Annotated in this window: 16 protein-coding genes; 1 reads left to right on the forward strand and 15 read right to left on the reverse strand. The window is 36.2% G+C overall.

Annotated features, from left to right (window positions below; genetic code table 11):
• Window positions 1-43 precede the first annotated feature (43 nt).
• The 15 genes from RU87_RS03410 to RU87_RS03480 form a co-directional block, all read right to left on the reverse strand.
• Window positions 44-916 (reverse strand): phosphate ABC transporter substrate-binding protein, encoded by an 873-nt coding sequence (locus tag RU87_RS03410; RefSeq protein WP_068160899.1) that lies wholly within the window; start codon window positions 914-916, stop codon window positions 44-46.
• Window positions 917-1,148: 232 nt separating this feature from the next.
• Entirely contained in the window at window positions 1,149-2,168 is a 1,020-nt protein-coding gene (locus RU87_RS03415) for an NAD(P)/FAD-dependent oxidoreductase (protein ID WP_068160902.1), read from the reverse strand.
• 38 nt (window positions 2,169-2,206) lie between these two features.
• A complete protein-coding gene (locus RU87_RS03420; RefSeq protein ID WP_068160905.1) occupies window positions 2,207-3,253 on the reverse strand; it encodes an ABC transporter substrate-binding protein in 1,047 nt (348 codons plus the stop codon).
• 64 nt (window positions 3,254-3,317) lie between these two features.
• Window positions 3,318-4,079 carry an ABC transporter ATP-binding protein gene (locus RU87_RS03425; protein WP_068160909.1) on the reverse strand — a complete coding sequence of 254 codons (762 nt, stop codon included), beginning with the start codon at window positions 4,077-4,079 and terminating at the stop codon, window positions 3,318-3,320.
• A gap of 2 nt (window positions 4,080-4,081) precedes the next feature.
• Window positions 4,082-5,077 (reverse strand): FecCD family ABC transporter permease, encoded by a 996-nt coding sequence (locus RU87_RS03430; RefSeq protein WP_425268481.1) that lies wholly within the window; start codon window positions 5,075-5,077, stop codon window positions 4,082-4,084.
• A gap of 268 nt (window positions 5,078-5,345) precedes the next feature.
• Window positions 5,346-5,816, reverse strand: a complete 471-nt coding sequence (gene smpB, locus RU87_RS03435; protein ID WP_068160916.1) for an SsrA-binding protein SmpB — start codon at window positions 5,814-5,816, stop codon at window positions 5,346-5,348.
• Between the two features lie 95 nt (window positions 5,817-5,911).
• Complete coding sequence (gene rnr, locus RU87_RS03440; RefSeq protein ID WP_068160919.1) at window positions 5,912-8,212, reverse strand: ribonuclease R; 2,301 nt, start codon at window positions 8,210-8,212, stop codon at window positions 5,912-5,914.
• A gap of 214 nt (window positions 8,213-8,426) precedes the next feature.
• Window positions 8,427-8,675, reverse strand: coding sequence for a preprotein translocase subunit SecG (secG, locus tag RU87_RS03445; protein ID WP_068160922.1), 249 nt, complete (start codon window positions 8,673-8,675; stop codon window positions 8,427-8,429).
• A 210-nt stretch (window positions 8,676-8,885) separates the two neighbouring features.
• The gene (trxB, locus tag RU87_RS03450; protein ID WP_068160927.1) at window positions 8,886-9,809 is read right to left on the reverse strand and encodes a thioredoxin-disulfide reductase; all 924 of its coding nucleotides are present in this window, start codon (window positions 9,807-9,809) and stop codon (window positions 8,886-8,888) included.
• A gap of 205 nt (window positions 9,810-10,014) precedes the next feature.
• On the reverse strand, window positions 10,015-10,239 hold the full coding sequence (locus RU87_RS03455; RefSeq protein ID WP_068160928.1) for a DUF4059 family protein: 225 nt from the start codon (window positions 10,237-10,239) through the stop codon (window positions 10,015-10,017).
• Window positions 10,239-11,000 (reverse strand): amino acid ABC transporter ATP-binding protein, encoded by a 762-nt coding sequence (locus RU87_RS03460; RefSeq protein WP_068160929.1) that lies wholly within the window; start codon window positions 10,998-11,000, stop codon window positions 10,239-10,241. The genes RU87_RS03455 and RU87_RS03460 overlap by 1 nt, the downstream gene beginning before the upstream one ends.
• Window positions 10,997-11,890 (reverse strand): amino acid ABC transporter permease, encoded by an 894-nt coding sequence (locus tag RU87_RS03465; protein ID WP_068160931.1) that lies wholly within the window; start codon window positions 11,888-11,890, stop codon window positions 10,997-10,999. The genes RU87_RS03460 and RU87_RS03465 overlap by 4 nt, the downstream gene beginning before the upstream one ends.
• Before the next feature lie 15 nt (window positions 11,891-11,905).
• Window positions 11,906-12,760 (reverse strand): transporter substrate-binding domain-containing protein, encoded by an 855-nt coding sequence (locus RU87_RS03470; protein ID WP_068160935.1) that lies wholly within the window; start codon window positions 12,758-12,760, stop codon window positions 11,906-11,908.
• Window positions 12,761-12,904: 144 nt separating this feature from the next.
• Window positions 12,905-13,999: a DUF871 domain-containing protein gene (locus RU87_RS03475; RefSeq protein WP_068160938.1), complete on the reverse strand. Its 1,095-nt coding sequence runs from the start codon at window positions 13,997-13,999 to the stop codon at window positions 12,905-12,907.
• Window positions 14,000-14,254: 255 nt separating this feature from the next.
• On the reverse strand, window positions 14,255-14,497 hold the full coding sequence (locus RU87_RS03480; RefSeq protein WP_068160941.1) for a DUF4190 domain-containing protein: 243 nt from the start codon (window positions 14,495-14,497) through the stop codon (window positions 14,255-14,257).
• Window positions 14,498-14,653: 156 nt separating this feature from the next.
• On the opposite strand from RU87_RS03480, the gene RU87_RS03485 reads away from it, so the two are divergent.
• Window positions 14,654-17,227, forward strand: a complete 2,574-nt coding sequence (locus RU87_RS03485) for a YfhO family protein (RefSeq protein ID WP_068161077.1) — start codon at window positions 14,654-14,656, stop codon at window positions 17,225-17,227.
• Window positions 17,228-17,241: the final 14 nt, after the last annotated feature.

Consider the following 17,241-nt stretch of genomic DNA (forward strand, 5'->3'; position numbering starts at 1 on the left):
CAAAGGCTAAGTTGATTAATACTGAGTAACATTTTTTTTAATATTATTTAACGTTACCGTCTTGGTCACGTGTTACTTTCATGTCATCAATTGCAAGGTATCCTAATTTTTCAAGGAGTGTTTTATTACTTGTAACTGCTTTGATGAATTTTTCTTGACCTTCAGTTGTATTGTCTTTTTGTGTATACATATGCTCATAAGACCAGATTTTCCACTCATTTTTAGCAACATTTGCTTCTGTTGGTTTTACATCGTCGATCTCAAGTGCTTTGATTGTATCTTTGATATTTGAAAATGCTACGTAGCTGATTGCGCCTGGTGTTTGTGAAACCATTTGAACAACTGCACCAGATGAATCTTGTTCACTTGCTTTAACTACTTGTGTATTGTCTAAACCATATTTTTCAAAGTTAAAACGTGTACCAGAACCTTCTGCACGGTTGATAACTGTGATTTTTTGATCTTGACCGCCAACTTCTTTCCAGTTAGTAATTTTACCAGAGAAGATATCTTTAAGCTGTGCTTTTGTTAAGCCATCAACTTTAGTTTCTTTATTTACAATTGGTGCAAACCCAACAACTGCAACTTTATGATCTTTGACTTTAGGTGCGATGTCTTTACTTTTTTCTTCAGCAAATAAATCTGAATTACCGATTTGAATTGCGCCAGTTGAAACTTGTGATAACCCAAGACCAGATCCACCACCTTGAACAGTAATTTGTAAGTTAGTGTTGTCTTGTGTAAATCCTTCAACATTTGCTTCAACTAAAGGTTGTAGCGCAGTTGATCCTGCAACAGTAATTTTTTCTGTTTTAGCTGATGATGAATCTTTAGCGGCATCCCCTGATTTTTGTCCACAAGCTGCAAGTGCGAAAATTGAAGCGGCTGCTACTGATAACAAAAGTGTTTTTTTCATAAAGTTTTCCTTATACTGTACCTTACTCACTATGTCCTAATGTATCTTTTTGAATGATTTTGGATACTTAGCTGATTAGTCCTGTAGTTTTCAAGTATTATTTATTTTGTAGGCACAATTACCTTACAAAATAATTATACCGCTGAATTGACTAAACACATGTAAAAATTACCTTTTGTTTTTGTAAAAAAAAGGTAAAAACAAACAAAAAACACGCTTTTATTAGCGTGTTTTAGTTGAAATAGTTGGCTTTTATTGCTTGGCTTTTAGCTTTAAACACCTCATTATGCGTTGATACGCTTAACTGCTCTACAACTGTATCATCGAGATATACTGCAACCTGAGTAGCTGCTTTTGTTGCTTCTGACAAACACGCCGCTAAATTATAGTGTTTGCCTTCATACGCACCTAAACTTCCTACTACAAACAAGCCTGCTATATTGGTTGAGGTATCTGGATTATTTTGGATGAAGCTATGGCCATTTTGATCTAACATTGTGACATCAAAATTTTCAAACGTGATAGCTTTAGATTCATATTTGGTGCCAAGATGTACCAAAATTTCAGAAACTTCAAGTCTTGAACCATTTGATAAGGCAACCTCTGATATCACAGATTCTGTACTTTTAAACGCATCAATATCAGTATTCGTATAGATAATCACATTATCTAAAAAGACGGAAACATCACTAAAATGTGCTTTTTTGGTCACTAAAATAACCGTTTTTGCTATTTTTTGTAACAATATGGCATATTCAGTAAGACTTTCAGGATTACCATAAATTAGTACTGTTTTGTTGACATACGCGTCAAACTTAATGAGTTCAGTTGCAATATAGTGCAAATTATCAAAGCCATCATTTTCCTTAAGTTTGAGCTTTCTAGGATGAATGATACCAGAAGATGCGGCTAAAATTACTGTTTTTGCTAGATATATCGTATCATCTTGCGTTGTGAGCACAAACTCTGAACTTGTTTTACTAATTTTTGTAACGCTCTGATTAAGTGTAATATCTGCAGGAAAGTGTTTCGCACCGGCCACGAGATTATTTGCTATCTCACTCCCTAGTTTGCCTTGAGACCCTGCTACATCCCAAATTAATTGCTCTTGATACAAGGGTATCCGACCACCAAGTGTTGCTCTTGCTTCAAGTAACTTTATTTTTAACTTTCGTACCCCACAAGAGAAACTACTATATAAACCAGAAGGACCGCCGCCTACTATTACAACATCATACTTTTCATCACGCATCGCTAATCCTCTTCTACACGCACTATCTATCAAATTTATTATTTATCTTTAAGATCAGGGTAAACTTGTTTGGCAAATGCATCCATACCTGCTAAAGATTGATAACTGTAACCAAACAGATCATTATAATTTAAGATATAAACTTTCTTATTTTTAATGGCTTTTAGATTTGATACTTTATCACTCTTATAGAGTGCTTTAACCATTTTTTCAGCATTGTCTGTATTATCCCACTTAGAAATAATGATCATATCTGGATTAGATTCGATAATTTTTTCAATACTCACTGCTCCTGTTGGCACATCGTAGGCCTGTTTCAGTTTAAGCATATTAAACAAGCTCACAGCAAATGTCTCTCCTGTTATTGAGTATCCTGTGAGGTCATTGGGATCATTTGAGATAAGATAGGCAAATGTTTGAGGTTTATCAACAGATTTTAATCGGTCTTTTAAGGCTGTTTCTTGCGTTTTTATCTTTGTTTTAAAGGCATCTGCCGCTTGTTTGACGTTAAAAATTTTACCAAGATTATCGATATCTCCATAAATAGAATCAAAAGTACCACCTGTAGTAGACGATTTCATGATATAGGTTGGGATTTGCATCTCGTTTAATGAATCGACTGTTCCCACGCCCCATTCTGATTTTTCAAATAAGCCACCTCGACCAAATACAAAATCAGGATTCACTGATAGCGCAGTTTCTTGTGTGATATATTTATCACCTAAATTTTTCAGGTGATTAAATTCTTTTTCAACGCTTGTATCTTTATCTCCAAATGTCGCCCCGACACCAGCAATTGACTTCTCTAGTCCTAGATGTAGCAATAATTCTGCCATAGGTCTGGTATTTACGACTACTTTTTTAGGTGCATGGGTAAACGTTTGTGTGCTTTCTGGCCATGTTGGATCACCTGTTGCGCCACTTGCTGCCACTTTTTTATAATTTTTAATTTTCAGTGGATAAACCGTTTTTGCTGATTGACTACTTGTCTCTTTAGTTTTGCTTGCTTGATGATTACCACAAGCTGCTAATGCAAAAACAGATACACTTAAAAGGACTGTAGCGATTATTTTTTTCTTTTTCATGTTTTCTCCTTATTAATACCATTTGTCACGTAACGATACGCTTTTTGAAATAGTTTTATTGTAATTAAATCGAATAGTGAAATCCTAACTTTTTAGTAATCGGATTTTCATAAATTTGACAGTTGACTTGGAAGATCTCATTAATCAGTGACTCTGTTAGTACCTCCTCAGGTGTTCCCTGCGCCACTAACTCACCATCTTTTAACGCATAGATATAATCACAATAAGATGCTGTCAACTCCAAATCATGTAGCGCAACAAACGTTGTAATATTTAACTGCTTGACCGCCGTCAAAATCTCTAGTTGATAGCGAATATCTAGATGATTAGTTGGTTCATCTAGAATCATGATTTGTGGTTCTTGTGCAATCGTTCTGGCTAAAATCACACGTTGCTTTTCACCTCCTGATAAGGACAAAAAGCTTCTATGTCTATAGTTCATTAAATTAGTACGAAGTAGTGCTTCTTGTACACGTTGATAATCATACAGATTATCAGATTCCATCAGTTTTTTATGGGGTGTTCTACCCAATAACACCACTTGTTCGACAGTTAAATCAAAGTTTAACTCATTAAACTGTCCAACGACACCTAGCTGTTTGGCAACACGTCTATTTGAGGCTTTGACAACATCAAGATCATCTAAAAAAATCGTGCCTTTTATCGGTGAAATACTTTTATAAATACTTTTTAACAAAGTTGATTTCCCAGACCCATTTGCACCAATCAAACCAACAGTTTGCTTGTCAGGTACGTGTAAGGTTAAGTCTTTAACAATTGGCTTACGCGCGACTTCTATTGTAATATGTTCAACTGTTAATTCCATAGTTAACTCCCAAAGCTATAGCCTTTCTTCACAATTATATAGATGAATAAAGGTGCACCAATCATTGCGGTAATAATACCAATCGGGAGTTCAACATCTCTTATCAAAACTCTAGAGACTAGATCTGCCCAAACCATAAACAAGGCACCACATACTGCTGTTAACGGTAATATCACTTTATGATCACTACCAAATAACCCACGTACGATATGCGGAATAATTAAGCCTACAAACCCAATCATACCTGAGTTAGCAACGAGAAGACCTGTAACTAAAGCTGTCAAGGCCATATATAATTGTCTATATCTGCCTAGTGAAATGCCTAAAGTAATCGCTGCTTCATCGCCTAACAACATGACATTTAGGACGCGTGATTGTGTTAAGAAAAAAACAAAAACGACTAAAACAGGTAAAATCACTAAGGCTAATTTTGACCAGCTAGCTGATGCTAAACTCCCCATCAGCCAAAACTGCACATTTTTAATGCCCTCTGAATTCGCTGCTAGATAGACAACTAGATTAGATATAGCAATCAGGAAGCTGCTGACAACAGACCCTGATAACACAAGTTTAACACTAGTCATACGCCCACCAATACTTGATAAGGTAAGAACAGCTATCGTCGCAATCATGGCACCCATAAAAGCACCTATCCCAAGGCCAAATTGAGATACTATTGAACTGGATCCAAAACCAACTAATATGGCAAAAGTTGCCCCTAAGGAAGAGCCTGACGATACACCCAGAATATAAGGATCTGCAAGTGGATTTTGCACCACTGCCTGCATCACCGTGCCACATAATGCCAAGCCTAGACCGACAAAGATTGCGAGTAAAATTCTAGGCATTCTGATAAACCAAATGATATTGACAGAGGACATTGGTAATCCTTTGATATCACCGAACATACCATGGCTAATTTTGTGTATCAAAATTTGAATCACATCAAAAAATGAAATATTAGCTTGTCCGTTACTGACAGAGATGACCACTGACATGGCGATGATGAATAAAAAGAAAATAACCCATAACCCAATTGGGATTTTGCGTTGATACTTTAAAGCAAACATTTATCTCCTTAATAAAATTTTCATAATGATGTCACTATTTAAGTATAACTGATTTTACCTTAAATGCAAATAGTGTTTTACATCATCGCCTTATCTTATAGATTGATTGCCCATGAACCTGATCGGATTAGACAACACAAAAATACCCTGATAGTAAACTGAATGACTATCAGGGTATGTCTTGGTTTTGTTTTATTTAACGATTAAACGCTTTGAGTTGCTTTGCAATATCACGATTTTGTTCTTTACGTTTGATTGTTTCTCGCTTGTCATAATTTTTCTTACCTTTAGCAAGTCCCATCAACACTTTTGCAAATCCATCTTTAATATAAACACGCAATGGCACAAAACTCATGCCAGATTGTGAAATTTCAGCGGCAATTTTATTGATCTGTTTCTTATGTAACAATAATTTTCGACTACGTGTCGGATCAACATTCCAAATATTGCCCTCATCAAATGGTGAAATATGGACATTGCTTAGCCATACCTCTCCATTTCTCACGCGTGCAAATCCATCACGAATATTAATTCTTGCCCGTCTGATTGACTTAATCTCAGTCCCTGTCAAAACGATGCCTGCTTCAAAGGTTTCGATGATTTCATAATCAAAATGTGCTTTTTTATTTTGTGCCACAACATTATCTTTGTTGTTATTTTTTACCATGTTTACACACTCCTCCTACTCGATAAATCTGACGCATTAACAAAGTATAGTAAGAGAGGTTTGTGATTACAGCTTACACATAAAGCTTAATACGTCTATGATTTCTTACTATTTGATTTTTTTCCATTTTTATAAAATGGTTTTTTATCTTTATTTTTTTTCCAATCAGGACGTTTATCTCTACTATCACGGCCATTCCGATCTGAACGTCTGCCTTTTTCAACAGCCTCTACAACATCTAACTCGCTGTTAACATGTTCAAAATCGATATCTCCCGTAATTTTATCCGACTTGATTAATTTTACTTTAATCACTTGTCCCATACGGAAAACTTTTCCTGTACGCTCACCTTTTAGCGTTAAATCACGCTCATTGAAGTTATAAAAATCATCGCCTAAAGTAGACATATGCACTAATCCTTCAATCGTGTTAGGTAAAGAGACAAAGAAGCCGAAACGTGTGATAGAAGAGATAGTCACCTCATATTCAGTGCCAACATAGCTTTCCATATATTCAGCTTTTTTCATCGCTTCAACAGCACGTTCAGCATCTATAGCCCGACGTTCTCTTGATGATGTTTGTTGTGCAATTTCAGGAATAATTTCCTCAAAATGATCGATAACCTCACTCGTTGGTTTACTTTCAGCGCGTATTAAGCGGTGAACGAGTAAATCAGGATAACGACGAATTGGCGAAGTGAAATGCGTGTAATACTCTGCTGCTAATCCGAAGTGACCTAAGTTGTCCTCATCATAACGTGCTTGTTGCATCGAGCGTAAAAGCATCGTCGCAAGCACAAGTTCACCTGGTTGACCTTTTATCTTCAGCATAAACTCTTGTAAATCTTTAGATGCCATTTTTTCTGGTGTACCTTGTAAGGCAATACCAAACACTGATGCAAAATCAATAAATCGTGTTAACTTATCTGATTTTGGATGCTCATGCACACGATAGATGAACGGTAGTTCACGAGTTGCAAAACTTCTTGCCACAGTTTCGTTGGCGATCAACATAAATGATTCGATCATCATCTCTGCAATCCCACGTTTTCGAACTAAGATATCTGTTGGTTTCCCTAGTTTATCAACGATGATTTTAGATTCTTGTGTTTCAAAATCGATCGCCCCACGACGTGAACGCATGGCAACTAAGATGTCATGCAATTTAGCCATCTGTTCAACTGATTCAGTGATGGCAGCATATTTTTCTAAAAACTCAGGTTTACCAGCTAACATTTTGTTGACATCTGAGTAGGTCATACGTTCAGTAGTCTTAATGACTGACTGAGATATGTTATAATTCACGACCTGACCTGCTGCATTAATTTCCATTACACATGATTGTGTAAACCGATTCACGCGTGGATTTAATGAGCAGATACCGTTTGATAATCGTTCTGGTAACATAGGCACAACACGATCGGTAACGTAGGTAGACGTTCCACGATTTAAGGCTTCACGGTCAAGTGCAGATCCTTCTGTTACATAATAGCTAACATCTGCGATGTGTACACCCAGTTCGATATTCCCATTAGCTAAAGCTTTCACGTGTACCGCGTCATCCAAGTCTTTGGCATCAGCACCATCGATCGTGAAGGTAATCTCATCTCGATAATCCACACGATCAACAATATCTGATTCTAAAATTTCTTCTGGTACAGCGTTTGCTTCAGCAATCACATCCTCAGGAAATTCAGATGGGATCCCCATCGATTCAAGAACCTCTAATACATCGATACCAGTATCAGTCGATTTCCCGATGATTTCAACGACGATACCTTGTAAAATATCTGGAAAATCACGATCAGGATAATGTGTGATATCTACACGGACAATGTCGCCTACCTCAGGATGTAAGCCTTTTTTAGAGATGTTTGTTCGAAATGGAATTTTCTTATTTTTATTTACAACATAGCCTAAAAGAGAGCCACTCTCTTGTTTCTCTTCTTCAGTAAACTCGTAAAATTCACCGACTAAGTTAGTTATCGCACGTGTTTTGATCGCAACAACTTTACCTTCTGCTTCATTTCCTTTAAGTGGATTTGCAGGTGAGGTAATTTTTACATCTACAATATCTTCGTTCATGGCAAATTTTGTATTACCACGTTTCACAAAAACATCTGGTTCATTATCACCAATTCTGACAAATCCAAACCCACGAGGGTTAGCTGAAAATGTCCCACTTAAGACTGCTGCTTCTGGTTGTGGCAACATGATATTACCGCCAGTTGTTACCTCTATAGCTTTTGTTGCTTCTAAATGTGCAATTGTCTTTAACAACTCTTTATAAGTAGTTGCATCATCAGCCAATCCTAAATTCGTTGCCAACATTTTTGGTGAAATTGATTTTGAAGGCATTTCTGCCAAATAACTCATTACTTTTTTATTTAAATTCATGTATGCTTTCTATTTTTTGATAATTTAGGTGTTGATACTTTTTATGTCGTTATCGTGTTGTCTTGTAACATAAAAAACTGAGATAGAATATCCCAGCTTTTTTTAAGGGTCCCGGATATGCTCATAATGCTAAACATATTACAATCGAGACCCCTAAACTCAGCTGATATCCCTATTTTTAATATGTCAACATAGTAGCTGACGGCATCCGATATTATCTGGTTGATAATACAACAAGTGCAAATCCCACAAGTAGCCAAAGGCCAATCATCACACCAGTGAAACGTTGCATCACTGCTTCAAATCCACGTGCTTTTCTACGTTCAAACAATTCATCTCCACCACCAGTGAAGGCACTCGCTGCACTATCTTGTTTAGAAGGTTGAATTAAGATGGCTACAATCAAGATCGCTGATAATATGAGCAAAACTGCGATTAAAATATCATAAAAAATTTTTGTCATGTTCCCGACTTTCTACAGTATCATTTAGCTGTCAATTAATGGTTGATTAAAAGCAACTATAGTGACTTAATTATAACATAAAAATATAAAATTTACTAACAAAACAAAAAAAGAACGACTACGTTCTTTTCTATTTAGGCCACAAGCTTGACCTTATGATTTGCTAGCTATAGTATGAAGCCCCCAAGCGCTTTTGTTAACTCTCTACTCTTAGCTATTATCTACCAAATATTGGTAAACGCCTTGACCAGCAATAGCGCCATCACCAACTGCAGTTGTAATTTGGCGCAAATCTTTTTGACGGACATCACCTATCGCAAAAATACCTGGCACATTTGTTGCCATATTTTCATCTGTTATAATCCAGCCAGATTCATCAGTAATGCCTAAATCGGCAACTGTTTCTGTCATCGGATCAAGCCCAACATAGATGAATAAACCGCCAAAATCTTTTGTTGTCACGTCACCAGTTTTAAGGTTTTTAATACGAACACCAGTGATTTTAACATCATCACCTAAAATCTCTTCAACTGCTGAATCCCAGATAAACGAAATCTTGTCGTTTTCAAAAGCGCGCTCTTGAATAATTTTTTGTGCACGTAACGTATCACGACGATGTAACACCGTAACTGTTTTTCCAAAACGAGTTAAAAACAACGCTTCTTCAACCGCTGAATCTCCACCACCAACGACTAAGATATCTTGATTACGGAAAAATGCACCATCACAAACAGCACAGTAAGATACGCCACGCGAGCCATACTCATCCTCACCAGGTACACCAAGATGACGATGGTTGGCACCTGTTGCTATGATAACGGTTTTAGCAGTGTAGACGCCATCTTCTACCGTAACTTGTTTTGTACCGTCTGCTGTTACAGTAACACTTTGTACAATCCCATAGGCATTTTCTACACCTAATTTTTCGAGCGGCTCATACATCTTCATCGATAAATCTGGTCCCATGATAGAGTCAAATCCAGGATAATTCTCGATTTCAGCCGTATTATTCATCTGACCACCTGGCGCACCACGTTCAAGCAATAACACCTTGAGTTCACTACGTGCAGCATACATCGCTGCAGTCATGCCACCAGGACCCGCCCCGATGATAATTGTGTCATATAAAGTCATAACTTTTCCTCACTTTTTGTATACATTTAATTAATCTTCAAAAAATCAAAATAAAAGAATAGTTCCATTATAACTGAAACTATCTTTTTTTTCTGATATAAAGTTTATCTTCTTGCAAAATGCATTTTATCGCTAATCTCTACTGACGTCGTTAGCTTTTTAAACTATTCATACATAAACAAGACCATACCTAGTACTGATATCTTTAGCGTGACTTTAATACTACAATAACAGATAAAACAGCAAAACTTAAGACAGGTATCGTGAGTATGTCAATTAATAGCACATCAAACAATTTATTTTGACGTATTATTTTAGGCTTATCGTAGTTACGAGAAATCGTTCCCAACATATAAAGTCCACTAATGATGCCAACTAAAACAGCAGAAATGAATAGTGATTTAAGATAAATTGCTAAGATGACTTGCATTAAAGAAAACTCCCTAGTTCCAGATTTTTTGTATGTCGTGCTAAAAAGGCTTTGGTTCTCGCTTGTTTTGGCGCATAAAACAAATCTTCTGGTGTTCCTGCCTCTATGATCTTGCCTTGATCAAGAAAGATAACTTTTGTGGCAACATTATAGACGAAATCCATCTCATGACTGACGATGATCATCGTTTGTCCTGATTTAGCCGTATTGATGATTGAGTCTTGTACTTCACTCACCAGCTCAGGATCGAGAGCTGATGTCGGTTCATCTAGTAACAAAAGTGCCGGTTTCATAGCAAGTGCTCGTGCAATACCAACACGTTGTTTTTGACCGCCTGATAAAAATTTAGGGTAATAATCGACACGATCAGATAACCCAACCTTTTGTAACGCAACAGTTGCAATTTCGGCTGCAGCTTTTTTATCAAGTTTTTTGACTTGAATTAACCCTTCCATGACGTTTTCAAGTGCTGTCCGACGCTCAAAAAGATTAAACTGCTGAAAAACCATTGCTGTTTTACGACGCAGTGCTAAAATGTCTTTTTTACTAATCGTGGCGTAGTCTACAGCTAAGTCATCAATTTGGATGCGACCTGAATCAGGAGCTTCCAAATAATTAATAGATCTTAAAAATGTTGACTTGCCTGCACCAGATGCACCGATTAGGGCAATGACATCTCCTGGATTAACCTCAAGAGATACATCATCTAATACAACTGAGTCACCAAACTTTTTAGACAGATTGGATAGGTTGATTGTCATACACTACCTCCTGTAGACATGCCATGATCAAAAGGATTACCACTTTGAAACAAGCGATTCTTATGTTGTTGCTTTGGTTTAATCTGTAATTTTCTCTCCAATAATCTTATCAGATTTTCAAAAACAAAATTGATAGCCCAATAGACCAGTGCAACTGCTAAATAACTCTCAAAGATACGGAAATTAGAGCCACCAAAGATTTTAGCTTCTGCTGTCATCTCGATCACACCTGCTACAAAGGCAAGAGATGTCCCTTTTAATAAGCCCATCAAAGAATTACCCAGTGGTGCAACAGCTACTGTCGCCGCTTCTGGTAGGGTCACGCGCCAAAACACTTGAAAATTTGTCATTCCTAAAGATTTTGCTGCTTCGATTTGACCTGTATCAACAGATTCTATCGCTGCACGTATCGTTTCTGAATTATAAGCTGCTTCATTAAACGCAAACGTCAAAATCACAAACAGCATCGGCGAGATATCATTGATATTATAAGTTGTCCCATAGTTCAAGTTGGTCGCTTTTAAGATTAAAGGAATACCAGTATAAGTCAACAAAAGTTGCACATATATCGGCGTCCCTCGGATGAAACTCACAAAGACCATCCTGATTTGATTTAAAATCGGGATATTATTTATCCGAATTAATGCGAGAAACAAGCCTAAAATCAAACCGATTATCATGGCAACTAAAGTAATGATAAAAGATGTCGGTACGCGACTAATAATGGGTTTAAAAGCTTGAACAAAAGCCGTCCAATTAAAAATTTTGTCAAAAAACATCGACCAAAATTCAGTGAATGTGTAAGTCCCTTTTATCCCGAAACCGACAAAGGCAACCATTATAATAATGATTGCCAATATGGCTAACGCAATTTTTGTCGTTTTTTTCATATCGTATAAAACTTTCTAGTTTTTTGTCGCTGATGGTACAAAATCTCCACCAAAATATTTTTCTGATAGTTCTTTGAGTGTACCATTTGCTTGTAATTTTTTCAATACTTTATCAACTTTTCCTTGTAATTCTTTACCAGCTTTATCTTTTGTAAATATGAAATACTCTAAGCCATCATGCTCATCTACAGTATCTGCTTTGATATTTTCAACCTTCAGTGATGTCAGTCCCTTATCTTTTATAATCGTTTTTAGAGAGATAGCATCATATAAAATAAAATCAATTTTACCTGAGTCCACATCTGCCAGTCGACTAGCTATCGGATAATTCCCGTCAACATAGTTTAACTTACTTGCTTTATCTGGATTTTTATCATTATACGCTTTTAAAGTCGTCGTGAAGTTTGCAGAAGGCAAGACTTCCGTGCTTTTTCCTGCTAAATCCTCAAAACCATTTACCTTAACATCAGATTTTACTGCTACTGCATTATTTGATTTAGAAAGTGGTGAAGAGAAGTAATATTTTTCTGCTCGCTCTTTCTTCCATCCAATATCATTTGCCGCAAGTTGGTAACGTCCTGAATCGACGCCCGCAATCACACTGTCAAAATCTGTAATTTCAATGTTGAGTTTGTACTCCGGTAATTCTTTAAATACTGCTCGCGCGACTTCAACGTCATAACCAGTTGCCTTACCATTTTCTGAGTAGGTAAACGGTTTAGTGTCTGCATCCGTTGCAACTGTGATTGTTGTTACTTTTTCACTCGTTTTTTTGTCTGAGCTAGTTTTAGCAGACGTCCCACAAGCTTGTAAAACACCTAGAGTTGTAAGTGCCACAACAGATAAGATTATTTTTTTATATGCTTTCATTTCTTTCACATCTCCTTCATAGACATGTTCTTATTTTAGCATGGTACCCTTTTGCTCATCTTCATAAAAACTTATCACGGTAATCAAAAAAAATAAAACCCTTATGGATTTTATTTTTTTAACTTTAACTAGCTGTTAACAGTCTTACTTATCGACTGGCTCAAAAGTAAAGCCACTCCATGGTTTAATATAGTCAAGTAAGAACAGTTCAGATTCTGCAATATGACCGACGACATTAATTTGACCGTCATTTGGCATATCTTTTAACGCAATCTGTGTTTCACCCTTATACTGACCAAATGCTTCATTTCCTATCAAGATATCGCCACGGTGGATGGCTTTGGTATCATGAGCAGGGAATGCTTTATCTTTATGCCAGACACGTGTCATAGTAGAGCGTAAGATGTAGTCACTTCTATCGCCACGATAACTATGCTCACTCTCAAATAGGACAATGCGTTCATTATCTGTAATATCACTAGCAGGTACAATCTTAATCGCAGGTTCAGCTGCAAAGAAGGCCTGACTCATCGCCTTTAATTCGGCTTCACTAGCGTATGCGTTACCAATGGTAATGTCATTAATCCCACCTAATAGTTTCATATGTTTTACTTGTGTTTCAATAGATAAGTCACGATGTAATTCTAAACTTGCTAAACCATTACTATAGGGCCATGGTCCAAATGTTGCATCATGTGAATTCACAAAAGCCATTGTATTCAAATTATAGCGATTGAATTTTTTTGTACAATAAATAAAATGGTCTAAAGCTAAACCAGAATAGCGCATTGGATAAAAATTATGGCTACCTAACAAGTTATCTGGATTTGGAGAATAACTCATAATGTTATCTACATAATCAGTGCCTTGACTCATATTAATTTCAACCTTAATTCCATAAGGATTTCGAGTCATCTTAGCCTCTTCAGCTCCGGTAAACCCAAGATCTAAACGTACACCTGATGCCCCCATGTCTTTAAAGAATGATAAATCATCATAGGAAACGCCAAGCTGCTCAAACAGACCTGGATTAATATCGACCATAACCTCCATGCCTAATGCATTCGCATAATCGACTGGTTTTTTAAATCCAGTAAGTACCTCATCTTTATCGCCATTAATTTCAAGTAGACTTGTAAAGACACGTTTGAAGCCATATTGATGCGCTAAATCAAGATATGCCTTATCTTGTGCATATGTACTACGTTCTGGATATATAGAAATACCAAGTTTTCCCATGTGATAACTCCCATCTGGCGTAAATCGCCACTTTAGCTTATGATTAATTAGTATCTAGCAATTACTTTTAACACAAATTTTATATCAGTTTAACAAAATGTAACCGCTTTATTTTATTATAACAAAAAAATTGGTATATGCCAATCTAAAAAGTAATTACGTTTATATTTTGTGATACATACTCATCATCTAGACAAAGTCTAACAGCATATGCGCATGATCACTAAAAACTAAACAAAAAAAAATGGCTAAAGATTAGCCAAAATATCTGAATAGGAAGAACCCAGCAATGATAAAGACAACCATCCATAAAATAGCTATAATCGTCCCAATTTTAGCCAATTGCTTGCCCTTTAAATCATGAGCATCGATATGCTCAAACGCTGTCAAACTAAAAATCAGTCCTGGAAGGGCTGTGATTGGAATGATTGCTAAAACAAGGCCTAAAATGGCGGCCTTACTTGTAGCTTGGTCTTGACTTGATTTTGTTTTTCTCATATACTGTCATTTTATCAAAAATAGATAGAAATGACAAGATTACAACTAGCTTTTATACGTGTCACATGAATTATCCCCGTTTATTTTTAACTATAATCAACTTATATTTGCTTGTTGTGCTCGTACCATTTTATAAAAAGATGGTACAATATGCTTATGATAACGTTCATTAAACACAATAAAGTTGCACTTATTATCAGTTTTTTTCTCCCTTTAATCATTATGGCCCTTAACTTCAGTTTTTTTACGATTACCTGGAGTGGCACAAAAACAGTTCTAGCTGGTGATGCTTATCATCAGTATGTCAATTTTCATACTTTATTTTCAACTATCATGCACACTGGTTCAGGATTTTTATATACCTTTACCAGTGGGCTTGGTCTTAATTTTCTAAGCTTTTCTTCCTATTATTTAGGCAGTTTTTTGATGCCATTGACTTATTTTTTTAATGCAGCAACCATGCCTGACGGGCTTTATTTACTGACTTTGTTAAAATTTGGCTGCATTGGTTTATCAGCTTTTATATCGTTTAAACTCATGTATCACTCCCTCTCCAAGTGGTTGATTGTCAGCTTATCCACAACTTATACGCTGATGAGCTTTATCGTCAATCAATCTGAAATCATCATGTGGCTTGATGTTTTCATCTGGCTACCTTTAATTATATGCGGCTTACATCGTATGATAGACCAGCGTAAGTGTCGCTTATATTTTGTTTCATTAACAATACTTTTCACTCAAAATTATTATTTTGGCTTTATGATAGCACTCTTCTTACTCGGCTACTTTTTAGTCCGTTTAACCTATGATGGCTGGTCATTTAAAAAATTAGTCGATTTTTCGATCACTTCTTTATTATCAGGATTAGCGAGTATGCTCATGGTTTTACCTATGTATTTAGATTTGCGAGCTAATGGTGAGTCCTTTACAAAAGTAACCTCTCTTTTTACCGAAAAATCATGGTATTTCGATTTATTTGCCAAAAATTTCGTTGCCAGTTACGATACAACACAGTATGGTGCTGTACCTACGATTTATATTGGCCTTTTTACCTTAATCCTAGCCTGTCTTTTCTTTGCAACAACATCCATCAAACTACGTACTAAACTTGCTTTCCTTACCTTATTAGGGTTTATTATTGCATCATTTTACTTAAGAGCATTGGATCTTTTTTGGCAAGGGATGCATACCCCAAATATGTTTTTACATCGCTATAGTTTTGTATTTAGTTTGTTAATCATCATCATGGCAGCTGAAACGCTAAAACGACTTAAAGAAATTCGTATTCGCTGGATTATCAGTATAGCCATACTTTTGCTCATAGGCTTCACAGCCACAGTACTGAGTAAGCATTATCATTATGTTAAATTTATAAATATCTCACTCACGCTATTATTTGGCATTGCCTATTTAACGTTACTCATTAGCTATCAAAGAAAATGGCTACTTCCGCGTTATTTCTCTATTTTGATCACTATCTTTGTCTTTTCTGAACTCGGTATCAATACCTATTATCAATTAAATGGTATCTCTGATGAGTGGCATTATGCCTCACGTGCAAATTATGATGAGAATACGTCAAAAATACAGCCTATAGCCAAAGCTGTCGCATCTGATACTGACTTTTATCGACTAGAGCAAACAAATCCTGATACTGGCAATGATGGCATGAAGTATAATTTCAAATCTTTAAGTCAATTTTCTTCCGTCCGTAATCGTAAGTCTGCTTCAACACTTAATCTTTTAGGCTTTAAATCAACTGGAACAAATCTTAATTTACGCTATCCCTTAAATACTATTTTAATGGATTCAATTTTTAACATTCGCTATAATATCAATGATTCTGAACCTAGTAAATTTGGCTTTAATCCATTAAATAAAGATTTTCCAAAATTAACTTCAAATACCTATGCGCTACCTCCAGCTATATTTGTCAAAAATGGCTATGCTGATGTCAAACTCAAACCAGATCACATCATTGCCAATCAAACACAATTTGTGAACCAACTTTCTGGACAATATACGACATTCTACTCTCAATTCTATGTAGACCACGAGACAACTAACGCAACCATTACTGGCAGTCAAAATCGCGTCACGCTAACTAAAAAAGGTAATGATGCAATTGATATTCAGTATACTGTGACTGCCCCAGCTGGCAAACAAAGCTATCTTAAATTTGCTAATGCTACCTATCAAAATCAAGATGCTGAATATGTTAAACTAAGTCTTAATGATCGTATTAGCTATATCAATACAAATGATACAGGTTCACTGATTAATTTAGGCTATTATACACAACCAACGGTTTTAAATATCAAGCTTAGCTTTCCAAGCAACACCTACGTCAACTTTGATACAACAGAGTTTTGGGGCTTAGATACTGGTGCCTACACCGCAACCATCCATACACTTAAAGCGAATAAAGTGACCGCAACAGCCATTAAAAACGGCTTAAAAGCAACAGTATCTGCACAAAGTAAAGGTGATTTATTTTTTACCATCCCTTATGATAAAGGCTGGTCTGCTAAAGTAGATGGGCAAGCAGTTAAAATAAAACAGGCACAAACAGGTTTTATGACTGTTCCAGTTTCCAAAGGCCCTCATACGATTGTCTTAAGTTTTATCCCCCAAGGTCTTAAGATAGGGATCATCTGTTTTATATCTGCTATCGTCCTTTTCCTCAGTTATGATCGGTACCTAAAAAAAAGAATTCGTGCTAGAAAATAGCACGAATTCTTTTT

This window comes from Pseudolactococcus plantarum (assembly GCF_002441715.1).
Lineage (GTDB): Bacteria > Bacillota > Bacilli > Lactobacillales > Streptococcaceae > Pseudolactococcus > Pseudolactococcus plantarum.